The following is a 19,370-nucleotide window of genomic DNA, read 5'->3' on the forward strand; positions in this document are numbered from 1 at the left end:
AGGAGGGCGATGGCTGCACGGGGACGACCGATACCCGGGATGCGCGGCCTGACCGCCGTCCCGTCGTACGTCGTGATGCAGCCCACCACCCTCTGCAACCTGGACTGCGCCTACTGCTACCTGCCGTTGCGGGCGGCCGACCGGCGGATGCCGGTCGAGGTTGCGCAGGCGGTGGCCGCCTCGGTGAACCCCTGGGCGGCCTCGGCCCGGTTCTCCGTGGTCTGGCACGGGGGTGAGCCGCTGGCCGCCGGTCGGGAGCAGTTGGCCGCGCTGATGGCACCGTTCAGCCCGGAGGTGGAGCACCACGTCCAGACAAACGCCACCTTGATCGACGACGCCTGGTGCGAGTTCTTCGTGACCCATCGCATGCGGGTCAGCGTGAGCGTGGACGGTCCCCGTGAGCGCAACGGCGACCGGGTCACCCGCTCCGGCCGGCCCGCGTACGACCGGATCGTCCGGGGTGTGGCGGCCCTGCGTCGGCACGGCCTGCCGTTCTCGGCGTTGGCGGTGGTGAACGACCCGACCCCCGGCCGGGCGGCGGAGCTGTACGACTACTGCCTCGACCTCGGCTGTGAGGTGCTCGGGGTGAACATCGAGGAGACCGAGGGAGTCAACACCCGGGACAACGCCCACGATCCGGCCCTGGTGACCGGGTTCTGGGCCGAGTTGGTGGCCGCTTGGCGCCGCCGGCCGCGGATCCATCTGCGGGAGGTCGAGTGGTCGCTGCGGTACGCCGCCGCGGTGCTGAACGACACCGCTGACGATCTGCTGCCTCGTCGACTCGACCCGATCCCGACGATCGCCTACGACGGCTCGGTAGTGGTGCTCTCGCCCGAATTGGCCGGCTTCACCGATCCGCGTTACGGCGATTTCAGCAGCGGAAACGTGCTCCGCACCCCGCTGCACACGATCCTCGCGGAGGCCACCGAGCGGACGGCCTGGGTCGGCGAGTTCCTCAACGGGGTGGAGGCATGCCGTTCCTCCTGCCCCTACTTCGGATTCTGTGGCGGGGGCCACGCGGCCAACCGGTACTTCGAGCTGGGGCGTTTTGACGGTACGGAGACCGAGCACTGCCGCAACAGCAAGATCCGCTTACTGGAGGGAGTGTTGGAGCATGCCCGAAACCACCAGCCGTCGGGAATCTGAGCAAGCGACCGGAGAGGATTCCGACCAGGTCGGCACCAAGGTGCGGGAGGCCGCTGTCGGGCTCACCGCTCTCCTGCACGAGGCCGATGCCGCGCGACGGTCACGGGCGGAGGTGGCAGGTGGTGACGGCGCCAGCGCGGTCTGCGCCTGGAACCACTTCGAGAACATCCCGACGTTCTACAACTGGAACAACCGGCCACGATGACCGACTGATTCAAGGGCCTGCCACGCTACCGGAGTCTGGTCCGGGCATGGCAGGCCCTTGAATCGTCGGGTGTTGCGCCGCCTTGGCGGGCACATACGTGAGCACGCGGGAGTTGCCGCGTGCTCAGATGCGACCGGGGGTCAGCGGGTCGGACGAACCCACTTGTCCGGGTCGTCCTCGGTATGGTCCTCGTCTTCGTCGACGTACTCGTTGTAGTCGTCGTCGAAGTTGCGGTCCGACTTGCCGCCGCCGCCGAGTTCTCGCTGCAAGGCGGCGAGGTCGGTGTTCGGGGAGTGATACTTCAACTCCCGGGCCACCTTTGTCTGCTTGGCCTTAGCACGGCCGCGCCCCATGGCTCGACCCCCTCGCACAGAATGCGGGGCAGCCCGAAGGCGGGCCCCGATGACGTCAGGCATCTCTCGTGGCTCTTACGGTACATGGGGATGCCACCGTTCGGCACCTCGGGTTACCGTCGACCGCCCCCGCGCGTTGCGGCCGGTGGTCGTCACCCACTGTACCCGGTAAGGAGCGGTGCCGGGAACGGTCGTGACAGGGGGCGAAACCTAGCGAATGCGTCGTGTTCCCAGCGTAACCGGGATCGACCGGCCGGGGCGGGCGGGATCGGCCCACCCGCCCCTACCGGAGAGTCGTCAGCGCAGGTGGATGGCGCGCAGTCGGCCGATCTCGGCCATCCGCCGCTCGGCCAACCGGTCGGCTGCCACGGCGGGCGGAACGCCCTCGTCGTCGGCGAGCCGGAGGATCTGCCGGGTGGTGTCGTAGATCCGGGTGGCGCGCAGCTTGGCCCGCTCGAAGTCGAAGCCCTCGATCTCGTCCGCGACCTGGATCACACCACCGGCGTTCACCACGTAATCGGGGGCGTAGAGGATGCCGCGGTCGGCCAGCAGCTTCTCGACGCCCGGGTGGGCCAGCTGGTTGTTGGCCGCACCGGTGATCACCTTGGCGCGCAGGGCCGGCACGGTGTCGTCGTTCAGCGCACCCCCGAGGGCACACGGGGCGTACACGTCGATGTCGGCCGCTACCAGCGCGGAGGCGTCGTCCAGCAGCGAGACCTGGGGGTGGGTCGTGCGGGCCCACTCCAGGGCCTGCGGGCTGACGTCGGTGGCCACCACCTCGGCGCCGTCCTCGATGAGGTGGCCGACCAGGTACTTGCCGACCTTGCCCAGACCGGCCACACCGACCCGCTTGCCGTGCAGGGTCGGCACCCCCCAGACGTGCTCGGCCGCAGCCCGCATGCCCTGGAAGACACCCCAGGCGGTGAGGATCGAGGAGTCACCGGCCCCGCCGTGCTCCACACTGCGGCCGGTGACGTACCGGGTCTCGCGGGCGATCACGTCCATGTCCGGCACGTAGGTGCCCACGTCGCAGGCGGTGTAGTAGCGCCCGCCCAGGGACTCCACGAAGCGGCCGTACGCCCGCAGCAGCCCCTCGGTCTTGATCTGCGCCGGGTCGCCCCAGATGACCGCCTTGCCGCCGCCCAGGTCCAGACCGGCCAGGGCGTTCTTGTACGCCATGCCGCGAGACAGATCGAGGACGTCCGCCAGGGCCGCCTCTTCGCTGTCGTACGGGTAGAAACGGGTGCCACCGAGGGCGGGGCCCAGCGCGGTGGAGTAGATGCCGATGATCGCCTTGAGGCCGGTCTGCTTGTCCTGGCAGAACACGACCTGTTCGTGACCGGTGGATTCCGGATCGTCGGTGCTGGCGAATACGCCCATGACTGACTCCTGTGTCGGCGGGCGCCCTCGTGGGACGCGGACCTGGTCTACGCCGGCGGGGATGCTGCCGGTGCTGCGAAGCCTAGTATCGGCCTGGCCCGGGGTGCCCTCGCCAGCCGTCCGTCCCGTCCAGCGGGCACCCACCGGTGCAGGCCACGGTGACGCCGAGCAACGCTCGGCTTGCGATTCGTGGGAGGATCGCGCCGTGCCGTCGTCGCTCTTCGCTTCATACCTTCGCGTGTACGAGCCGTTGACCGCCTTCGACCGGGACCGCCAGGCGTACTGGCGACGCTATGTCGAGCAGGGGCGGGCAGTGGCACCCGTGGAGGGGCCTGGCCGACAACGGACCTCGGTGATCGAGGCGCTCGGCGCCGGTTGGACCCGGCTGCCCGATCTGCCCGAGGAGGCGTACGTCCTGGAGGCCGACGAGACGCTGCTGGTGTGCCCGTGGAACCTGCGGATCCGGGTGGCCGAGGCGGCGTTGAGCGCCCGGGACGGAGTGCCGCCGGTGCTGGCGGACGCCTTCGTCCCACCCGTGCTGGCCGGGCAGGCCAAGGCGGTGGTGGAGGACTGGCGCAGCGGTGCCCGGGTGCTGGAGCGCGGGGTGCCCCGGGTGCACGAGCAGATCGCCACCTGGGGGGTGCCGCTGCGCTGGTTCGTGCTGTTCGATGCCCAGGAGCGGCAGCACGTCACCGAGCCGGATCGCCGGGCACTGCGGTTCCGTACGGAGATCTCCAAGGCTCGGCGTCGCTCCTCCCGGGCGCTGTCCGTACTGCGCAAGTCGGTCGGGGACGCCCCGATCACCGAGGCGGTCGAGGAGGCGGCCCGGTGGCTGGAGGAGTTCCACCCGCGATCCGTGGTCGAGCTGGACTACGGCGGCCTGGTGGAGTTGCTCTCGGACGAGACCCTGGCCGAGGACGATTCGCCGGAACTGGTCGCGGCGGGACTGGCCGGGCTGTCGCAGGGCGAGGCCGAGGAGGCCTCTGCGGCGTACGACAAATTGGTCGCTCGGTGGCGTGCCGTGCAGCTTCTGGAGCGGTGTAACTAGTCCGACATTGTCCGGGCAACTCATCCGACAATGCCCGACAATGTCCGTTCACAATCTGAGGTTCCTTCGTAGTTGATGCATCACGAACCGTGATCATGAGTCCGAATAAGGTAGGTTCTGGCGTGTAAAGGTGGTATAAATCGGGCATGGTTCATCCGTCCGTCTAGGGACGTTCGGCCGTTCGGCCCATGTCGGACATCGGGGACTAGCCGGACCATGGGAGACGCGTCGGCCGGCGGGACCCCGGCCGATGTCTATACATGTGGAGGAGTGACCGATGGCATCGCGAACGCACGAACCAGAGCCGCTACTTACACCGGCCGAGGTGGCGTCGATGTTCCGTGTCGACCCGAAGACGGTGACCCGTTGGGCTAAGGCTGGCAAGCTCAGTGCCATCCGGACCCTCGGCGGCCACCGCCGTTACCGGGAGTCGGAGGTCAGAGCGCTGCTACAGGGGCAGATCCCGCAGCAGCGTCAAGGGGACTGACCGGTCGACAGATAACGAAGCTCGCCTGAAGGGCGGCGGATCTGATGATCTGCCGCCCTTCAGCTCGTCCAGGCCGGGAGAACCCGGTGTCCTGGGGTCGAGACCTCGACTTACGGCCGCCCGGCGGCTGACTGGCCGCTCAGCCGGTTTGCCGGGCTCGTCAGATCGGGACGCTCAGTCCGAGTCGGTCAGTTCGAGTCGGATGCCGATCGTGCCGCCCTGGCCGCGACGCAGCCGGCTGCCGAGCAGGCTCAACCGACCCAGCACCCGGTACTTCTGCTTGATCAGCCCACGGATGCGCTCCATGGCGCCGGGGTCGTAGAGGGTCGCCGTGGCCGGTACCGCCGCGCCGTGTGGCCGACCACGGACGTCGCAGGGCGCAACCGTGACCTTGCCGCTGCGCCGGATCCGTTTCACCTTGCCGGCGTCCGCGGCGGTCCACACCGCCAGGGCGTCACCGTCGCGGACCGCCCAGACCGGGGTCGGCACGGCCCTGCCGTCCTTGCGGAAGGTCGTCAGGAGGATGTACTTCTCCGCCGCGAGGCGATCCAACGTGGTCACCCCCTCAGAGTACGGGCGTCCGCGGGGTATGAGCAGGCCGATAGCGTGGCGGATGTGACGACAGAACCGCGAATCGGTGACGTCTTCGGGGAACTGCTGCGCGACGCGCTGGCCGTGGCGACCGGAGTCGGCCCCCGTCCGCTGGCCGGCGGGCGCCTACCCCGCCCGGTCATCGAGATCATCGAGAGGGACGACGGACTGGTCAACGGAGCGCCCGCCGCCCAGTACCTCGAGGAGCCGTCGCAGTGGCAGCCCCACGATCACCGGGCGGTGGAGCGGGTACGCGGTGCCACCCTGGACATCGGTGTCGGCGCCGGACGGATCGCGCTGCTGCTCCAGGAACGTGGTGTAGCCGTCACCGGGTTGGACGTCTCGCCGGGCGCGCTGGCGGTGTGTCGTCGTCGGGGCGTACGCGACCTGGTGCTCGGCACTGTGGACGAGCACGCCGCCAGTGGGCGGCGGTATGACACCTTCCTGCTGCTCGGCAACAATCTGGGGCTGCTGGAGGGCCGTGAACGGGCACCGGCCTTCCTCGGCGCGCTGGCCGCGATGGCCAACCCGGGGGCGCAGGTGATCGCCCAGGGCACCGATCCCTACGGCACCCGCGATCCGGTGCACACCGGCTACCACGAGGCCAACCGGGGTCGGGGCCGCCTCGGCGGGCAACTGCGGCTGCGGTTGCGCTACCGGGAGTTGAGTACCCCCTGGTTCGACTACCTGGTCTGCTCCCCGACCGAGCTGGCCGACCTGGTCCGGGGCACCCCGTGGCGACTGGCCGACATCGACGACCGCGACGCCCCGTACTACCTGGCCACCCTGCACCTGCCCGGCTGAGCGGGCGGAACGTCAGGAAGGGCCCCTGCTGTGCCGCAAGGAGCCCTTCCGTACCGCTCAGACCTGGACGGTGGGGGGGAGCTGCTCCGGGGGGAGGCCGCCGTCGCCGTCCACGACCTCGTCCGGCTGGCCGTCCTCGTCGATGTCGACCATCGTGACGTCCACCTTGCCGTCGCCGTCGGTGTCGAACTGGAACAGGTCGGCCTTGCCGTCGCCGTCGGTGTCGACCACCCAGACGTCCGTGCGGCCGTCGTTGTTGGTGTCGGCGCGCAGCAGTTCGACACGCTCGTCGCCGCGCGTCTCGACGGTCTCCTTGGCCTCCGTACCGGTCTCCGGTGCCTGGCTCATCAGTTCGTCCCTTCCCTTGGTTGTCAGCGGTCCTACCCGATCTCGGCCGCCCCCACGCAACCGACGATGATCGTGCTGCATAGGGTCGCACCATGACTGAGCGGAGGGTACGGGCCAGCTTCGGCGTGGCGGTGATCCCGCGCGCCAACGGCGAGGCGGAAACCGATGGACGTCACGGTGCGGTGATGTGCCGATGACGCAGCGATTCGTGGTGGTCGGTGCCGGCACGATGGGCCTGGGCATCGCGTACGTGGCCGCCGGTGCGGGGTACGCCGTGGAACTGGTCGAGGTCGACCGGGCCCGGGGTGCCGCGGCCGTCGAACGACTCGGCCAGCTTTGGGACCGGGCGGTGCAGCGCGGCAAGTCGACCGCCGAGCAGGCCGCCACCAACCGGGCTGCGGTGACCCTGCGGGCCGGGCTGGGTGAGGTCGCCCCCGCACCGGACGTGATCGTGGAGGCGGTGCCGGAGCGGTTGGAGCTCAAGCGGGCCGTGCTGGCCGAGGCGGAGCGACTGGAGCCGGCCCTGCTGGGCAGCAACACCTCAAGCATCTCCATCGCCGACCTGGCCGCCGGACTGGCCCGACCGGAGCGGTTCTGCGGGTTGCACTTCTTCAACCCGGTCTGGGTCATGGCCCTGCTGGAGATCGTGGTCGGCCCGGCCACCGCCGAGGAGACCACCGAGGCGGCCCGCGCGCTGGCCGGTCGGCTGGGCAAGGACCCCGTCGTCGTACGCGACATGCCCGGCTTCGCCACCTCCCGGCTCGGGGTCACCCTGGGGCTGGAGGCCATCCGGATGCTCGCCGACGAGGTGGCCAGCCCGGCCGACATCGACAAGGCGATGGTGCTCGGCTACCGGCACCCGGTGGGGCCGCTGGAACTGACCGACCTGGTCGGTCTGGACGTACGCCTGGACATCGCCCGCACCCTTCAGGCCGCCTACGGCGACCGGTTCGCCCCGCCACCGCTGCTGGTGGAGATGGTCGCGGCGGGTCGCCTGGGCAAGAAGTCCGGCCACGGCTTCTACCGCTGGGTCGACGGTGCCCGCAGCGACGGTACCGAGTGGACGGCCCCGGGGTCGGATCCCTCGACGGGAGCGGCGCAGTGAGCGGCGGGCTGCGGATCGAGGAGCACCCGGACCGGCTGGTGGTCACCCTGGACCGGCCGGAGAAGCGCAACGCCATCGACGCCGACCTCATCGCGGCCCTGCACGAGGTCTGCGCCGAGTTGGAGGCCCGTCCCCGGATGTTGCTGCTGACCGGCGGCACCGAGGGGATCTTCGCGGGCGGGGCGGACATCGCCCAACTGCGCGAGCGGGGCCGGCTGGACGCCCTGGCCGCGATCAATTCGGCGGCCTTCGCCCGCATCCGGGCGCTGCCGATGCCGACCGTCGCGGCCGTCGACGGCCCGGCGCTCGGCGGAGGTGCGGAGCTGGCGTACGGCTGCGATCTTCGGGTGTGCACGGAGCGGGCGGTGTTCGGCCAGCCCGAGGTGCGGTTGGGCATCCTGGCCGGGGCCGGCGCCACCCACCGCCTGCCGGCGCTGGTCGGTGAGGCCCGGGCCAAGGAACTGCTGTTCACCGGGCGGCGGGTGGACGCCGCGGAGGCGCTGCGGATCGGCCTGGTCAACCGGGTGGTGGCGACCCCGGAGGAGCTGTTGCCGGCAGCCCACGAGCTGATCGACGAGATGGCCAAGGGTTCCGCGCTGGCACTTCGGTTGACCAAGCTGGCCGTCGACGCCGCGCCGGCCGCGCACCCGCACCTGGACCTGGTCAGTCAGGCGGTGCTCTTCGAGGACGAGGAGAAGCGTCGCCGGATGACGGAGTTCCTGGACCGCCGACGCGGACGCTGAGACAACCGGAAAGGTCCGCACCGACCAGGTCGGTGCGGACCTTTCCGTTGTGTCGTCAGGCCGGTGCGGGCGCGCTCAGCGGCCCAGCGCCGCCAGGGGTACCTCCGCGTCCGCGAGCGCCCGGATCACCGCGGCGGACTCGCCGAAACCGATGATCAGGACGGCGTCGGCACCGAAATCCTTGATCTCCTTGGCGCCCTCGCTGAAGTCGATCGGGGCGGCGTTGGCATCCTCGCCGGGTTGGTAGTTGAGCAGCTTCACCCGGTCGCCGCCGAACCCGGCCCGTTCCAGCTCACCCTGGACGACCTTCTGCAGGCCCTCACCGTAGGAGTCCTTGCGGGCCACGATCGCGATCTTGTGCGGGCCGTCCCGCAGGATCACGTCTGCCAGGGCCCGGCCCTGCAGCCCGTCCGGCGGAGCGGTGCGGAAGTAGAGCCCTCGGTCGTCCACCTCGGTCAGGCTTGCCGCCGTGTTCGAGGGAGAGAACAGGATCCGGCCCGCCTTGACCACGTCCTCCAGGACGGCGGCGGAGATCCCGGAGCCGCCGGCACCGATCATCACGTGGACCCCGGCCCTGACGTGCCGGGCCACGGTCGCCTTGGCGATCGCCGGATTGGTGCCGTCGTCGCCGTCGACCCAGACCACCTCCTCGCCGAGCACTCCACCTGCCGCGTTGATCTCCCGGATCGCCAGTGCCGCACCAGCGGCCAGGGGCGGGTACGCGATCGCCAGGTCGCCGCTCTTGGGCAGCAACCCGCCGAAGACCAGTGGTGCGCCACTGGACTCGGCGCTGCCGCGCGGAGGCCGCTTGTCACTGGCGGCGGACTCGTCACCGGCGCCGACGAACTCTGTCTTGGCGTCGTTGAGCTGCTGCCCGTCGAAGTGCTGGGTGGCGTAACTGGCGGTCGCCGGCTCACCGGCGTCGGTGAACCCTGCCCGGGTGATCGAGACGCTGCGGTACTCGATGTCCTCACCGTCGCGGATCAACTGGAGGCACTGGTCCACCGTCCCGCAGCGGGTGCCGTGGTTGGTGACCCCGACGATCTGCCTGGCGATGGCCGGCGGATCGGTGGTGCCGGCGAGTTCCGCGGCGAGAGCACTGATCACCACCGCGTCGTACGCCTCCGCGGAGTAGAGGAAACCGTCCAGACTCGGATCCACGGACAGTAGCCGCTTCTTGAAGTTCTCCGGCAGCGGTGTGAGCGGGATCGTGCCCTTCATACCGTCGACCAGGTTGGCGCGATCTCCCAGCTCCTCCGCGTACGAGTTCGACATGTTGCCGTCGGTGCCGTAGAGCCGCACCTGTTGGGCGGTCGTCTCTTCGGGCTCATCGTCCCCGCAGGCGCTGGTGGCGAGCAGGACCGTGGCGCAGACCGCCAGAACAGCGCTCCGCGTGCCGCGTGACATGTGCATTGTCGTCCTTCCTCCGCGAAGGTCCGCTGCGCAGACTAACGTGCCGCGACGGGTGACGGGACCGTGGAGGGCCGTCTATCCGCAGGTCGCCTCCCGTATGCGCGGAGAGTGACACAAGCGGGTTCCTTGACCAGAGCGAATACTGTGCGGTGCGTGACCGACTCGCCACAGCAGACGCTTGCCGACGCCACCGCGATCCTCAGCTCGGCGCTCGACGGAGACTCCGACGCCGTGGTGGGGACCTTCGACGCGGTCGTCGACCGGGACGGCCTGACCGGTGCGTACGACGTGGCCTGGTGCCTGGCCGCGACCATGGTCGGTGACCCGGTGCCCCCGGGAGCCTGTGCCCTCGACTTCCCCGGCATCGACCAGGCCGAGTACGACGCCCGGTGGGTGGCCCGCTTCGTCAGCGCGTACGCCAACTCCGACCTGGAGACGGGACGGGCGCTGTTCGGTGCGGCGGCGGCCGACGGACTCCTGCCGGACTGCCTGTTGACCCTCGCCGGATCGACCATCGCCACCCTGCGGCACCGATCCACCTGACCGCTCACGGCCCGGCCTCACTCCCGGGCGTCGGCGACTGTCGCGGCGAACCGGGAGAGCAGCTCGGACCAGCCGGCGGCGAGCGCCTGCCGGTAGCCCTCGGCCGCCTCGCCATGCCCGGTCGAAGTCCATGTCACCGTCAGGTCGGGTGTGCAGGTCTGCGGGCGAGCAGGCAGGCCTGTGGCCGGGTGAGCCCTTCCACGGGCTCCTGCACCAGGCTTGCGGTGACCACCAGGCCGGCGTCGTGCAGCAGGTCCGCGACGGTGTCCGGCGACAGCAGTTGGGTGCGGTAGGACACCGGGTGGCCGTACGCCTGCTCGGGACGCAGCTCCTCGTCGCCGACATGGAACCCGACCAGCAGGCTGCCGCCGTGGGCCAGAGCGCGATGGAATCCGGCGAACACCGTCGGCAGCGCCGCACGCGGCAGGTGGTGGATGGACCACCAGGCGACGATGCCACCCAGCTGCCCCTCGGGGAGGTCGAGCGCGGTCATCGAGCCGACCTCGAACCGGAGAGCGGGGTAGGTCTCGCGAGCGATCTCCACCATCCTGGGGGAGAGGTCCATCCCGAAGGCGGGTACCCCGAGCGAGTCCAGGTGGGCGGTCACATGGCCCGGACCACACCCCAGGTCCGCGACCGGCAGCGGACCGTTGGCGCGTACCAGCTCGGCGAAGGCGGCCAGCATCCCCCGGCCGAGCGCATCGGTGGCGAACCGGGCCGGGGCGATCCCGACGTAGGCGTCGGCGACCCTGTCGTACGACTCACGGATGGCACTCAGGTAGGCGGGCTCGACCATGCCGGTGACCGTAGCGGACATCGATCCTTCACTGAATGATGGGCCGCGTGAGTCTTGCCGACCCGGACCCGCTGTGGATCGCCCTCCGCCTGGTGATCGTGCTCCTCAGCCTCGCCCTGCTGGCCTTCGGTGTCCGTGTCGCCGTATCGCGCCGGTTTCCGGCGGCCTGGGTGCGGATCACCCGGCTGGGGGCAACCCGACGGTCGCAGCCGGTCCGCATGGGCGGGTTTCAGGCACTGCTCGGCGGCTCCCTGCTGGCCCAGCAGGTGCCCTTCCTCATCCCGATGCCCTCGGCGGTGGCAAGAGCACTGTTCGGGCTGGCCCTGCTTCTTGTCGGGGCCGCGTTGGGTTGGTATCTCTGGCGACAGGACTAACTGCTCCTGTGACCAACGCAACAGACTGACAAGGCAACAAGCCCACAAACGCAACGCGCCGACCGGCGTTACCGCTGGTCGGCGTCTTGCTAGCCCGGCGAAAGGCTATGTGGCCAGGGGCGGGGTCGAACCGCCGACCTTCCGATTTTCAGTCGGACGCTCGTACCAACTGAGCTACCTGGCCGTGGTGCTCGGGTCATGTTACCCGGTTGGCGGGAGCGCCACCGGACGGGTCACCTGTCCCGATACGCAGAACGCCGCGCGAATGGCGCGGCGTCAGCGCTTGCGGTCCTGACGGGACTTGAACCCGCGACCTCCGCCTTGACAGGGCGGCGAGCACTCCAACTGCTCCACAGGACCTAGCTTGTGTTGCCTCCGGCCGAAGCCGGACCGTGCCCCCAACGGGATTCGAACCCGTGCTACCGCCTTGAAAGGGCGGCGTCCTGGGCCGCTAGACGATGAGGGCGGCCCCGCCATCATTGCACATTCGCAACTCTGTGCGGACTTGCTCCCATCCGGCCCCGCCGGAGGCTTCGAAAGCATACGTGATGTCTGACCGGACGACCAAACCGGTATGCCTCCAGCCGCAGAAGCTCCTGAAACCGCAGGTCAGCGGGGGGTCAGCGGAGCCGGGTGACGCCGTGGTCACGCTTGAGGGCGGCGATCACCTTGGGGCAGGCGGCGAGGGTGGCGGCCCGGTTGCCGCCCCCGTCGTGCAGCAGGACCACCGAGCCGGGCCGGGCAGCCTGCTTTACCCGCTTCTGGATGGTGGCGGCGGTGGGTCGGGTCCAGTCCTGCGGGTCGACCGACCAGTGCAGCGATCGCATCTTCAACTGCTTGGCCACCTTGATCACCTCGGCGGTCCAGCGGCCGCCGGGCTGCCGGTAGTACGGCACCTTCGCGTCGGGCGCCGCGCGCCGGATCTCCCGGTTGGTCCGGGTCAGGTCGGCACGGATCTCGGCGACCGGTCGCCGGGCCAGGTTCAGGTCGTGGTTCCAGCTGTGGTTGCAGAGCTGGTGCCCCTCCCGGACGATCCGCCGGACCAGCTCGGGATGTTTGCGGACCTGGGTACCCACCACGCAGAAGGTGGCCTTGACCTTGGCGGTCTTGAGCAGGTCCAGCACCTTCGGGGTCCAGGCCGGGTCCGGACCGTCGTCGAAGGTGAGCGCCACCTTCGTACCGCCGGTGGTGCGGACCAGGCCGGCGGGCAGCTTGGCGGGCAGCGGCCGCAACCGGGGCTTGGGAGAGGCGGTGGGGCTGGGGGCCGCCGCCTCCGGCGGCAGGGCGGCCGAGGGCGGCGGGCTGGTGGGCGCCGGGGTGGGCTCGGAGGTACCCGGGCCGCAGCCGGCCAGCAGCAGGAGGGTCAGCCCGGTCAGGCAGGTGCGCAGCACACGAGGACGCATCGTTCGCTCCCGAGAGGGGTTCGGGTATGCAAGCCTCGAACGCTAGTTCACCCCTTTTCGGCGGATAGCGGCGGGTAGGGGAGGTGGCGCGGGCTCAGGAGGCGGCCGGTCGGCCCAGCGAGTCGCGTACGGAGATCGCCAGCGAGACCGCCTCGGCCAGATCGCCGGGATGCACCACCCCGGCGGGCAGGGTGTCGACCCGCCAACCCGGCCCGGCGGCGAGCACCAGCAGGGGGCGGCGTGGCGCGCTGAGCAGGGCGCTGAGTTGGGCCGGGTCGGCGGTGGCCCGGGTGTGTGACCAGATCATCACCGCGGCCGGCCCGGTCCGCTCGACCGCGTCCAGCAGGGCCGTCAGCGGCACCCGGGCGCCGAGCATCCGATGGTTGACGCCGACCTCGGCGAGCGCCGCAGCCAGCGCCTCCAGCGGCAGGCTGTGCTGCTCCTCGTCGGCGCAGGCGAGCAGGATGCGGGGTGGTTGCCCGGCCGGGGCGGGACGGGTCGACACGACCGCCGCGAAGGCGGTGGACACGCACCGGGAGATCAGGTGCTCCACCTCGACCAGGGCGGCGGTGGCGGCATGTCGCTCCCCGATGCCGACCAGCACCGGGCGGAGCAGGTCGTCCCAGGTGTCGACCACCCCGTCGGTGGCGATCGACCGGGTGATGGTCTCGCTGATCGCTTCGGCGTCCAGGCGCATCGCGGCTCGGGCCAGGCCGCGGGCCACCGGACCGGCCCGGTGCACCGGGATGGTCGTGCCGCCACCGGCTCGCGCCTTCGTCGACCCCACCGGGCGCGGCGTTCGGGCGGACCCCGGCTCCGGGGCCTGCCGGGCCCAGCGGGCCGCCTCCGCCGGGCTGACGCCGTCCGCGGTGAGTCGCCGCATGACCTCCAGCCGGGCCAGGTCGGCCGTGGTGTAGCGCCGGTGGTGCCCGGGGATGTGTTGGCTGGGCCCCAGACCGTACCGCTGGTGCCAGGTGCGCAGGGTGGTGACCGCGATACCCAATCGTCGGGCGACCGTCCCGGCGCTCAGCGCCTCATCGACCACCCGACCGCTCCGACGCGTCGCTGGCCGGCAACTGGGCCGGGCCCGACGGGTGCAGGAGTCGGTCCAGCACCCCGCCCAGCCACGGGGCGTACGCCTCGGGGTCCTCGATCAGTTGGGCGGAGAGGGTCACCGGATCCGCCCAGCGGAGTTCGGCGACCTCGGAGGGTTGCGGATGCAGGGGTGTCTCCGGCTCGAACTCGCCGCGCAGGACGTGGTCGTACTCCACCTCGACCCGCCCGGTGGCCGGATCCTCGGCACGGTAGATGTGCACACCGACCTCGGTCAGCGGGACCGGCCCGACGCCCAACTCCTCCGCCAGCCGCCGGTTGGCCGCCTCGGCCAGGGACTCACCCGGCTGGGGATGGCCGCAGCAGGCGTTGGCCCAGCGCAGCGGAAACCGGGTCTTCACCGCAGCCCGGCGTTGCAGCAGCACCCGACCGTCCGGTGCCACCAGCAGCACGGAGAAGGCACGATGCAGCCGACCTGGGGGCTGGTGGGCCGTAGCGACAGTGGTCGAGCCGATTGGCTGACCGGTCTCGTCGACCAACTCGACCAGATGGCTCTCCCGGGACGGGGACATCAGTGCATACCTCTGTTCGCGACTTCGGGGCTCGGCTGCGCTGTACCGTACGACCTCACCGGTCGTCCCCGGTGATCCGGCCGGCGGCGAGCTTGCCGGAGATGAGCACCATCGGGACTCCGACGCCGGGTTGGGTGCCGGAGCCGACGAACACCACGTTGGACAGCGACGGGTGCAGGTTCGCGGGCCGGAAGGGACCGGTCTGGAACAGGCTGTGCGCGGCGGCGAAGGGAGTGCCCGCGGCCATGCCCTGTTCCGCCCAGTCCGCCGGAGTGATCGCCTGGAGCACCTCGACCCCGGCGCCGAAGCCGACATAGCCGCGTTCCTCGAGAGTGGCGATCAGTTGGTCGGTGTAGCGGGCGGTGAGGTCGCCGTGCCAGTCGAAGGGTGCCCGGTCGAGGTTGGGTACCGGGGCCAGCACGTAGTAGGTGTGCCGACCGGTAGGCGCCACCGCCGGGTCGGTCCGGCTCGGGTTGGTGACCAGCAGGGACGGGTCCGTCATCAGCTCACCCCGCCGGATGACCTCGTCAAAGGTCCCCTTCCAGGCCCGGCCGAAGTGGATGTTGTGGTGGGCGATCCGTCCGTACCCCTGGGTCGAGCCGACATGCAGCACGACGCAGGACGGCGAGTAGGCCAGCCGACGCCGGCGGGTCGGCGGGAGCAGGTCGCGGTAGGCCACCGGCAGGTCGGGGTTGAGCACCACCGCGTCCGCCGGCACGAACTCTCCGTCGGCGGTCAGCACCCCGGTGGCGCGGCCGTTCGCGGTCTCCACCCGGGTCACCGTGGTGCCGTACCGGATGCGTACGCCGTGTTTCTCCGCCGCCCCGGCCAGGGCCCGGGAGACCGCGTGGACGCCGCCGCGCGGGAAGTAGACCCCCGCGACCGAGTCGAGGTACGCGATCACGGCGTAGATGGCCAGGGCGTCGTGCGGCGACAGCCCGGCGTACATCGCCTGGAAGGAGAAAATGCGTCGGGTACGCGGGTCGCGGAAGAACTGATCGATCTTGGTTTGCAGCCGCCGGAAGGCGCCGGTGGCCATCAGCTTGAGCAGGTTGGCGGTGAGCAGGTCGGTCGGCGCGTCGAAGTTGCGCTCGATGAAGTCGGTCCGCTCCAGCCGCCACAGTTCGCGGGCGAAGTCGACGAACCGCAGGTAGCCGTCGGCCTCCCGGGGCCCGCAGACCCGGGAGATCTCCGCCGCCATCCGGGTCGTGTCGGTGATCACGTCCAGGGTCGAGCCGTCCGGGTAGTAGGCCCGATAGGCCGGGTCCAGGGGGACCAGGTCGAGCCAGTCGGTCAACTCCTCGCCGACCGCCCCGAGCGCGTCGGCGATGAGGTCGGGCATGGTCAGCACGGTCGGCCCGGTGTCGAACTCGTACCCGTCGACACTGAGCCGGCCCGCCCGGCCACCCGGCAGCGGCTCGCGTTCCAGCAGGGTCACCTGCCGCCCGCTGCCGGCCAGGTGCAGGGCACAGGCCAGGCCGCCCAGGCCGGCCCCGACCACGACCACCCGATCCGTACGCCCGGTGACGGTGCGCGCCGCCGATCTCCTGCTGGCCATCATGCCCTCCGGTCGGTGGCTGCGCTGGCCAGGGCGAACAGCGCGGTGCGGGCGGTCTCGTCGATGGTGACCGTGGCCAGCGCGGCCACCGCCTGCTGGACCCGTTCGTCGATCATTCGCTCGATCCGGCCGACCGCCCCGGTGTCGAGCACGATCTCGGCCAGGCGGGCCACCTCCGGCTCGCCGACCACCGAGCCGCTGCCCTCCAGCGCCCGGCGTTGGGCCGGCGAGGCGAGCTCGCGGGCCAGCATCAGCAGGGCCGTCGGTTTGCCGGTGCGCAGGTCGTCACCGGCGGGTTTGCCGGTGGTACGCGGATCGCCGTAGACCCCGAGCAGGTCGTCGCGGAGTTGGAAGGCCTCTCCGACCGCCAGCCCGTAGCGGGTGTACGCGGCGGCCAGTGGGGCGTCGTCGCAGACCCCGGCCAGGCTGGCCCCGAACAGCAGGGGACGCTGGACGGTGTAGCTGGCGGTCTTGTATCGGGCCACCCGCAGGGCCCGCTCGACCGACCAGTTCTGTGGATCGCTCTCGCCCAGGACGTCCAGGTACTGCCCGGCGATGGTCTCCACCCGCATCCGGTCGTAGCCGCGCCGTACCTGCAGCAGGCGCTCCGGGGCCAGCCCGGCACGGGCCAGCAACTCATCGGCCCAGACCAGGCACAGATCCCCGATCAGCACCGCGACGGCCTCGCCGAACCGGCCGGAGTCGCCGCTGCGGCCCGCGGCGGCATGTTGGGCGGCCACCGCCACATGGGCGGTGGGACGCCCTCGTCGGGTGGCGGAGTGGTCCATGACGTCGTCGTGGACCAGGGCGAAGGCGTGCAGAAGTTCCAAGGTGGCCAGCGCGGGTAGTACGGCGTCCAGCGGCTCGGCATCGCCGACCGCGCCACGCCATCCCCAGTAGCCGAAGATCGGGCGGACTCGTTTACCACCAGCGAGAACGCAGTCACGGGCCGTGGCGGCGAAGCCGCCCATCGCCGGATCGATCGCGGCCAACGCGGCCACCTCGGTGGCGAGGAAATCGGCGAGGGCCTTCTCCACCGCGAGGACGAGATCCCGTGTGTACGCGGCCAGGACGGCCGGAATCGGTTCGTCTCCACCGACCGGCTGTTCAGGCAACACGCGAAGGAGGTTACCCGTTAGTCGGTCGTTGGCCATGCGGCTGAGCGTACCCTAGGGTCTCTAGTTGCGTCGATTGGTGCGTCGATTCCTGGGAGGGCGAATGGATCTGGACCTCGCCACCGCTTACGGTCGGTGCCGTGACCTGCACAGACAGCACGGACGCACGTACTATCTCGCCACCCGGCTGCTGCCCGCATGGAAACGCCGACATGTTCATGCCCTTTATGGATTCACCCGGTACGCCGACGAGATCGTCGATCAGACGGAGGCGCTACCGTCGGCCGAGCGCGCGGCCCTGCTGGACGACTGGGGTGGACGGTTCGTGGCCGGGCTGCACGGCGAGCCGGTCGACGACCCGTTGCTGCCGGCGGTGCTGCACACCATCGCCGTCTTCGACCTGGATCGGGAGGATTTCGCCTCGTTCCTGAAGAGCATGGCGATGGATCTGACCGTTACCTCCTACCGCACCTACGGCCACCTGCTGGACTACATGGAGGGATCGGCGGCGGTCATCGGCACCATGATGCTGCCGATCCTGGGCAGCCCGGACCGGGCGGCGGCCCGGGAGCCGGCTCGTCAGCTCGGCTTCGCCTTCCAGCTCACCAACTTCATCCGGGACGTGGCCGAGGACCTCGACCGGGGCCGGACCTACCTGCCGGAGGAGGACCTGGCGAAGTTCGGGGTGACCCGCGACGACCTGCTGGCCTGCCGGGCCGCCGGTCGGACCACCGAGCCGGTGCGCGAGCTGATCCGGTACGAGGTCACCCGGGCGCAGGCCCACTACGCCGCCGCCGCACCCGGGGTGCTCCTGCTGGAGCCCGGCTCGCAGTCCTGCATCCGCACCGCGTACCTGCTCTACGGCGGAATCCTCGACGAGGTGGCCGCGCAGGATTACGACGTGTTCGCCCGGCGGGCCACCGTGCCGCAGCGACGCCGGATGTCGGTCGCGGCTCGGGCCCTGCTCACCCCGACCGGTGCTCCGGTGGCCCTGCCCGGACCTCCGCCGCTCTGATCGATCCCATCCCGCAGGGGTGGGATCGGGTGGCCGGGCTGGCGGTCTAGCCTGTCGCAGTGTCGAGAAGCTCTCAGTCCAGTGGCGGGTTCTCCGGACCGCTTCGGGCGATCCTGGGTTCGGTGACGGCGCTGGCGGTCGCCGCAGGTGCCATCTACGTGTTCGGACCCTGGTCCACCGAGGAGCCCGCGCCGATCGGCACGCCCCGTCCGATCGCCGCCGCGGAGAAGGTCTCCGGTCGCACGATCTCGGTGATCGGCTCCGGCGACATCCTCGTCCACCCGGAACTGTGGGACCAGGCCCGCCGGGACGGAGCCGGCAGCCTGGACTTCGGGCCGATGCTGGAGCACGTACGCGAGACCCTCTCCGCGGCCGACCTGGCCCTGTGCCACCTGGAGACCCCGGTGGCGCCGCCGGGTGGGCCGTACATCGGCTTCCCCAAGTTCAGCGTGCCCCGAGAGATCGTGCAGGGCATCAAGGCCGCCGGGTACGACGGCTGCTCGACCGCCTCGAACCACACCATCGACCAGGGGATGGAGGGGGTCAAACGCACTCTGGACGCCCTCGACGAGGCCGGCCTCGGTCACACCGGCAGCTACCGGACCAAGCGGGGAGCCGGTGCCGCCAAGATCTACGAGGTCAAGGGTGTCAAGGTCGGGCACCTCAGCTACACCAAGAGCTACAACGGTCTGCGTCCGCCCGCCGGCAAGGAGTGGGTGTCGAACCTGATCGACCCGCAGGCCATCCGGCGTGAGGCCGCGGCTGCCCGGCAGTCCGGCGCGGAGATCGTCGTGGTCAGCCTGCACTGGGGCACCGAGTACGAGCACGAGCCCGACGTCGACCAGCAGACCTGGGCGCGCGAGGTCGCCGAGATCGACGATGTGGACCTGGTCTTCGGTCACCACGCGCACGTGGTGCAGCCGGTCGAGCGGATCGGGGACACCTGGATCGTCTACGGCATGGGCAACCACATCGCGCGTCATGCCCAGCCCGTGAACACCAACCGGGACGGGGTGATGATCCGGGCGGTGTTCGGCCCGGCGGGCGATACGAACCGGTGGAAGGTGGTGGCCATGGAGGCCATCCCCACCTTCGTTGATCTCAATCCGGATATCCGTTTGGTTGATCTTGAGCGGAAACTGGCCGACCCTGATCTTCCCCCGGGGCGGCGCACGATCTACGAGGCGGCGGTCGACCGGATCGAGGGCAGCTTGTTGACCAGGGGTGCCGACACCGAAGGGCTGGTCGTCCGGGGGGCCCGACCAGGGTCCTGACCGTAAACGCTGCACCCTGCACGAACGTGAGTTTTGCTAGCATC

Annotated in this window: 22 protein-coding genes and 3 tRNA genes; 11 read left to right on the forward strand and 14 right to left on the reverse strand. The window is 70.6% G+C overall.

What is annotated here, in order from left to right; genetic code table 11:
• Nucleotides 1–39: 39 nt before the first annotated feature.
• Nucleotides 40–1,146 carry a cyclophane-forming radical SAM peptide maturase AmcB gene (gene amcB, locus ACLQ2T_RS16200; protein ID WP_425767330.1) on the forward strand — a complete coding sequence of 369 codons (1,107 nt, stop codon included), beginning with the start codon at nt 40–42 and terminating at the stop codon, nt 1,144–1,146.
• The gene (amcA, locus tag ACLQ2T_RS16205) at nt 1,115–1,351 is read left to right on the forward strand and encodes a multiple cyclophane-containing RiPP AmcA (RefSeq protein WP_425767011.1); all 237 of its coding nucleotides are present in this window, start codon (nt 1,115–1,117) and stop codon (nt 1,349–1,351) included. The genes amcB and amcA overlap by 32 nt, the downstream gene beginning before the upstream one ends.
• Before the next feature lie 140 nt (nt 1,352–1,491).
• Here the strand turns inward: amcA and ACLQ2T_RS16210 are convergent, their stop codons facing one another.
• Both ACLQ2T_RS16210 and ACLQ2T_RS16215 read right to left on the reverse strand, forming a co-directional pair.
• A complete protein-coding gene (locus ACLQ2T_RS16210) occupies nt 1,492–1,704 on the reverse strand; it encodes a DUF3073 domain-containing protein (RefSeq protein ID WP_425767013.1) in 213 nt (70 codons plus the stop codon).
• A gap of 297 nt (nt 1,705–2,001) precedes the next feature.
• Entirely contained in the window at nt 2,002–3,084 is a 1,083-nt protein-coding gene (locus ACLQ2T_RS16215; RefSeq protein ID WP_425767014.1) for a Glu/Leu/Phe/Val family dehydrogenase, read from the reverse strand.
• A 205-nt stretch (nt 3,085–3,289) separates the two neighbouring features.
• Here ACLQ2T_RS16215 and ACLQ2T_RS16220 point away from each other — a divergent pair, with 205 nt between their 5' ends.
• Together ACLQ2T_RS16220 and ACLQ2T_RS16225 are read left to right on the forward strand one after the other, a co-directional pair.
• Nucleotides 3,290–4,132, forward strand: coding sequence for a hypothetical protein (locus ACLQ2T_RS16220; protein ID WP_425767015.1), 843 nt, complete (start codon nt 3,290–3,292; stop codon nt 4,130–4,132).
• A 277-nt stretch (nt 4,133–4,409) separates the two neighbouring features.
• Entirely contained in the window at nt 4,410–4,619 is a 210-nt protein-coding gene (locus ACLQ2T_RS16225) for a BldC family transcriptional regulator (RefSeq protein WP_007073996.1), read from the forward strand.
• A gap of 174 nt (nt 4,620–4,793) precedes the next feature.
• Here the strand turns inward: ACLQ2T_RS16225 and ACLQ2T_RS16230 are convergent, their stop codons facing one another.
• Complete coding sequence (locus ACLQ2T_RS16230; RefSeq protein ID WP_425767017.1) at nt 4,794–5,180, reverse strand: PPOX class F420-dependent oxidoreductase; 387 nt, start codon at nt 5,178–5,180, stop codon at nt 4,794–4,796.
• A gap of 54 nt (nt 5,181–5,234) precedes the next feature.
• On the opposite strand from ACLQ2T_RS16230, the gene ACLQ2T_RS16235 reads away from it, so the two are divergent.
• The gene (locus ACLQ2T_RS16235) at nt 5,235–6,014 is read left to right on the forward strand and encodes a class I SAM-dependent methyltransferase (RefSeq protein ID WP_425767019.1); all 780 of its coding nucleotides are present in this window, start codon (nt 5,235–5,237) and stop codon (nt 6,012–6,014) included.
• A 57-nt stretch (nt 6,015–6,071) separates the two neighbouring features.
• On the opposite strand, the gene ACLQ2T_RS16240 is transcribed toward ACLQ2T_RS16235, so the two are convergent.
• The gene (locus tag ACLQ2T_RS16240; RefSeq protein WP_425767021.1) at nt 6,072–6,362 is read right to left on the reverse strand and encodes a hypothetical protein; all 291 of its coding nucleotides are present in this window, start codon (nt 6,360–6,362) and stop codon (nt 6,072–6,074) included.
• A gap of 193 nt (nt 6,363–6,555) precedes the next feature.
• On the opposite strand from ACLQ2T_RS16240, the gene ACLQ2T_RS16245 reads away from it, so the two are divergent.
• A complete protein-coding gene (locus tag ACLQ2T_RS16245; RefSeq protein WP_425767022.1) occupies nt 6,556–7,467 on the forward strand; it encodes a 3-hydroxyacyl-CoA dehydrogenase family protein in 912 nt (303 codons plus the stop codon).
• On the forward strand, nt 7,464–8,210 hold the full coding sequence (locus tag ACLQ2T_RS16250) for an enoyl-CoA hydratase/isomerase family protein (RefSeq protein WP_425767023.1): 747 nt from the start codon (nt 7,464–7,466) through the stop codon (nt 8,208–8,210). Before ACLQ2T_RS16245 ends, ACLQ2T_RS16250 begins: the two co-directional genes overlap by 4 nt.
• A 75-nt stretch (nt 8,211–8,285) precedes the next feature.
• Here the strand turns inward: ACLQ2T_RS16250 and ACLQ2T_RS16255 are convergent, their stop codons facing one another.
• Nucleotides 8,286–9,623, reverse strand: a complete 1,338-nt coding sequence (locus ACLQ2T_RS16255; protein WP_425767024.1) for an ABC transporter substrate-binding protein — start codon at nt 9,621–9,623, stop codon at nt 8,286–8,288.
• 153 nt (nt 9,624–9,776) lie between these two features.
• Between ACLQ2T_RS16255 and ACLQ2T_RS16260 the strand changes: the two genes are divergently transcribed.
• Nucleotides 9,777–10,166 carry a hypothetical protein gene (locus ACLQ2T_RS16260; RefSeq protein WP_327023344.1) on the forward strand — a complete coding sequence of 130 codons (390 nt, stop codon included), beginning with the start codon at nt 9,777–9,779 and terminating at the stop codon, nt 10,164–10,166.
• A gap of 139 nt (nt 10,167–10,305) precedes the next feature.
• Here the strand turns inward: ACLQ2T_RS16260 and ACLQ2T_RS16265 are convergent, their stop codons facing one another.
• Nucleotides 10,306–10,983 (reverse strand): class I SAM-dependent DNA methyltransferase, encoded by a 678-nt coding sequence (locus ACLQ2T_RS16265; protein ID WP_425767026.1) that lies wholly within the window; start codon nt 10,981–10,983, stop codon nt 10,306–10,308.
• 26 nt (nt 10,984–11,009) lie between these two features.
• Here ACLQ2T_RS16265 and ACLQ2T_RS16270 point away from each other — a divergent pair, with 26 nt between their 5' ends.
• Nucleotides 11,010–11,336 carry a hypothetical protein gene (locus ACLQ2T_RS16270; protein WP_425767027.1) on the forward strand — a complete coding sequence of 109 codons (327 nt, stop codon included), beginning with the start codon at nt 11,010–11,012 and terminating at the stop codon, nt 11,334–11,336.
• A 110-nt stretch (nt 11,337–11,446) separates the two neighbouring features.
• Here the strand turns inward: ACLQ2T_RS16270 and ACLQ2T_RS16275 are convergent.
• The 8 genes from ACLQ2T_RS16275 to ACLQ2T_RS16310 all read right to left on the reverse strand — a co-directional run bounded on the left by ACLQ2T_RS16275 (nt 11,447) and on the right by ACLQ2T_RS16310 (nt 17,076).
• Nucleotides 11,447–11,520 (reverse strand) — tRNA-Phe (locus tag ACLQ2T_RS16275).
• Between the two features lie 102 nt (nt 11,521–11,622).
• A tRNA-Asp gene (locus tag ACLQ2T_RS16280) sits at nt 11,623–11,696 on the reverse strand.
• A gap of 33 nt (nt 11,697–11,729) precedes the next feature.
• Nucleotides 11,730–11,802, reverse strand: a tRNA-Glu gene (locus tag ACLQ2T_RS16285).
• A 154-nt stretch (nt 11,803–11,956) separates the two neighbouring features.
• On the reverse strand, nt 11,957–12,739 hold the full coding sequence (locus tag ACLQ2T_RS16290) for a polysaccharide deacetylase family protein (RefSeq protein WP_425767028.1): 783 nt from the start codon (nt 12,737–12,739) through the stop codon (nt 11,957–11,959).
• A gap of 94 nt (nt 12,740–12,833) precedes the next feature.
• Nucleotides 12,834–13,784 carry a MerR family transcriptional regulator gene (locus tag ACLQ2T_RS16295; RefSeq protein ID WP_425767029.1) on the reverse strand — a complete coding sequence of 317 codons (951 nt, stop codon included), beginning with the start codon at nt 13,782–13,784 and terminating at the stop codon, nt 12,834–12,836.
• Nucleotides 13,774–14,364, reverse strand: a complete 591-nt coding sequence (gene idi, locus ACLQ2T_RS16300; RefSeq protein WP_425767031.1) for an isopentenyl-diphosphate Delta-isomerase — start codon at nt 14,362–14,364, stop codon at nt 13,774–13,776. Before idi ends, ACLQ2T_RS16295 begins: the two co-directional genes overlap by 11 nt.
• Before the next feature lie 55 nt (nt 14,365–14,419).
• Nucleotides 14,420–15,922, reverse strand: coding sequence for a phytoene desaturase family protein (crtI, locus tag ACLQ2T_RS16305; RefSeq protein WP_425767032.1), 1,503 nt, complete (start codon nt 15,920–15,922; stop codon nt 14,420–14,422).
• Complete coding sequence (locus ACLQ2T_RS16310) at nt 15,922–17,076, reverse strand: polyprenyl synthetase family protein (RefSeq protein ID WP_425767033.1); 1,155 nt, start codon at nt 17,074–17,076, stop codon at nt 15,922–15,924. The genes crtI and ACLQ2T_RS16310 overlap by 1 nt, the downstream gene beginning before the upstream one ends.
• A gap of 64 nt (nt 17,077–17,140) precedes the next feature.
• Here ACLQ2T_RS16310 and ACLQ2T_RS16315 point away from each other — a divergent pair, with 64 nt between their 5' ends.
• Both ACLQ2T_RS16315 and ACLQ2T_RS16320 read left to right on the forward strand, forming a co-directional pair.
• Nucleotides 17,141–18,052, forward strand: a complete 912-nt coding sequence (locus ACLQ2T_RS16315; RefSeq protein ID WP_425767034.1) for a phytoene/squalene synthase family protein — start codon at nt 17,141–17,143, stop codon at nt 18,050–18,052.
• Between the two features lie 59 nt (nt 18,053–18,111).
• On the forward strand, nt 18,112–19,326 hold the full coding sequence (locus ACLQ2T_RS16320) for a CapA family protein (RefSeq protein WP_425767035.1): 1,215 nt from the start codon (nt 18,112–18,114) through the stop codon (nt 19,324–19,326).
• Nucleotides 19,327–19,370 lie beyond the last annotated feature (44 nt).

This window comes from Micromonospora sp. DT229 (assembly GCF_049844505.1).
Taxonomy (GTDB): domain Bacteria; phylum Actinomycetota; class Actinomycetes; order Mycobacteriales; family Micromonosporaceae; genus Micromonospora.

Excerpts from the sequence above, each read along its gene's own strand:
- ACLQ2T_RS16255 (WP_425767024.1), bottom strand. The coding sequence starts at position 9,623 with ATGCACATGTCACGCGGCACGCGGAGCGCTGTTCTGGCGGTCTGCGCC.
- ACLQ2T_RS16210 (WP_425767013.1), bottom strand. The coding sequence starts at position 1,704 with ATGGGGCGCGGCCGTGCTAAGGCCAAGCAGACAAAGGTGGCCCGGGAG.
- amcB (WP_425767330.1), top strand. The coding sequence starts at position 40 with ATGCGCGGCCTGACCGCCGTCCCGTCGTACGTCGTGATGCAGCCCACC.
- ACLQ2T_RS16245 (WP_425767022.1), top strand. The coding sequence starts at position 6,556 with ATGACGCAGCGATTCGTGGTGGTCGGTGCCGGCACGATGGGCCTGGGC.
- ACLQ2T_RS16310 (WP_425767033.1), bottom strand. The coding sequence starts at position 17,076 with ATGGCCAACGACCGACTAACGGGTAACCTCCTTCGCGTGTTGCCTGAA.
- ACLQ2T_RS16290 (WP_425767028.1), bottom strand. The coding sequence starts at position 12,739 with ATGCGTCCTCGTGTGCTGCGCACCTGCCTGACCGGGCTGACCCTCCTG.
- idi (WP_425767031.1), bottom strand. The coding sequence starts at position 14,364 with ATGTCCCCGTCCCGGGAGAGCCATCTGGTCGAGTTGGTCGACGAGACC.
- ACLQ2T_RS16240 (WP_425767021.1), bottom strand. The coding sequence starts at position 6,362 with ATGAGCCAGGCACCGGAGACCGGTACGGAGGCCAAGGAGACCGTCGAG.
- ACLQ2T_RS16225 (WP_007073996.1), top strand. The coding sequence starts at position 4,410 with ATGGCATCGCGAACGCACGAACCAGAGCCGCTACTTACACCGGCCGAG.
- amcA (WP_425767011.1), top strand. The coding sequence starts at position 1,115 with ATGCCCGAAACCACCAGCCGTCGGGAATCTGAGCAAGCGACCGGAGAG.
- ACLQ2T_RS16315 (WP_425767034.1), top strand. The coding sequence starts at position 17,141 with ATGGATCTGGACCTCGCCACCGCTTACGGTCGGTGCCGTGACCTGCAC.
- crtI (WP_425767032.1), bottom strand. The coding sequence starts at position 15,922 with ATGGCCAGCAGGAGATCGGCGGCGCGCACCGTCACCGGGCGTACGGAT.
- ACLQ2T_RS16265 (WP_425767026.1), bottom strand. The coding sequence starts at position 10,983 with ATGTCCGCTACGGTCACCGGCATGGTCGAGCCCGCCTACCTGAGTGCC.
- ACLQ2T_RS16215 (WP_425767014.1), bottom strand. The coding sequence starts at position 3,084 with ATGGGCGTATTCGCCAGCACCGACGATCCGGAATCCACCGGTCACGAA.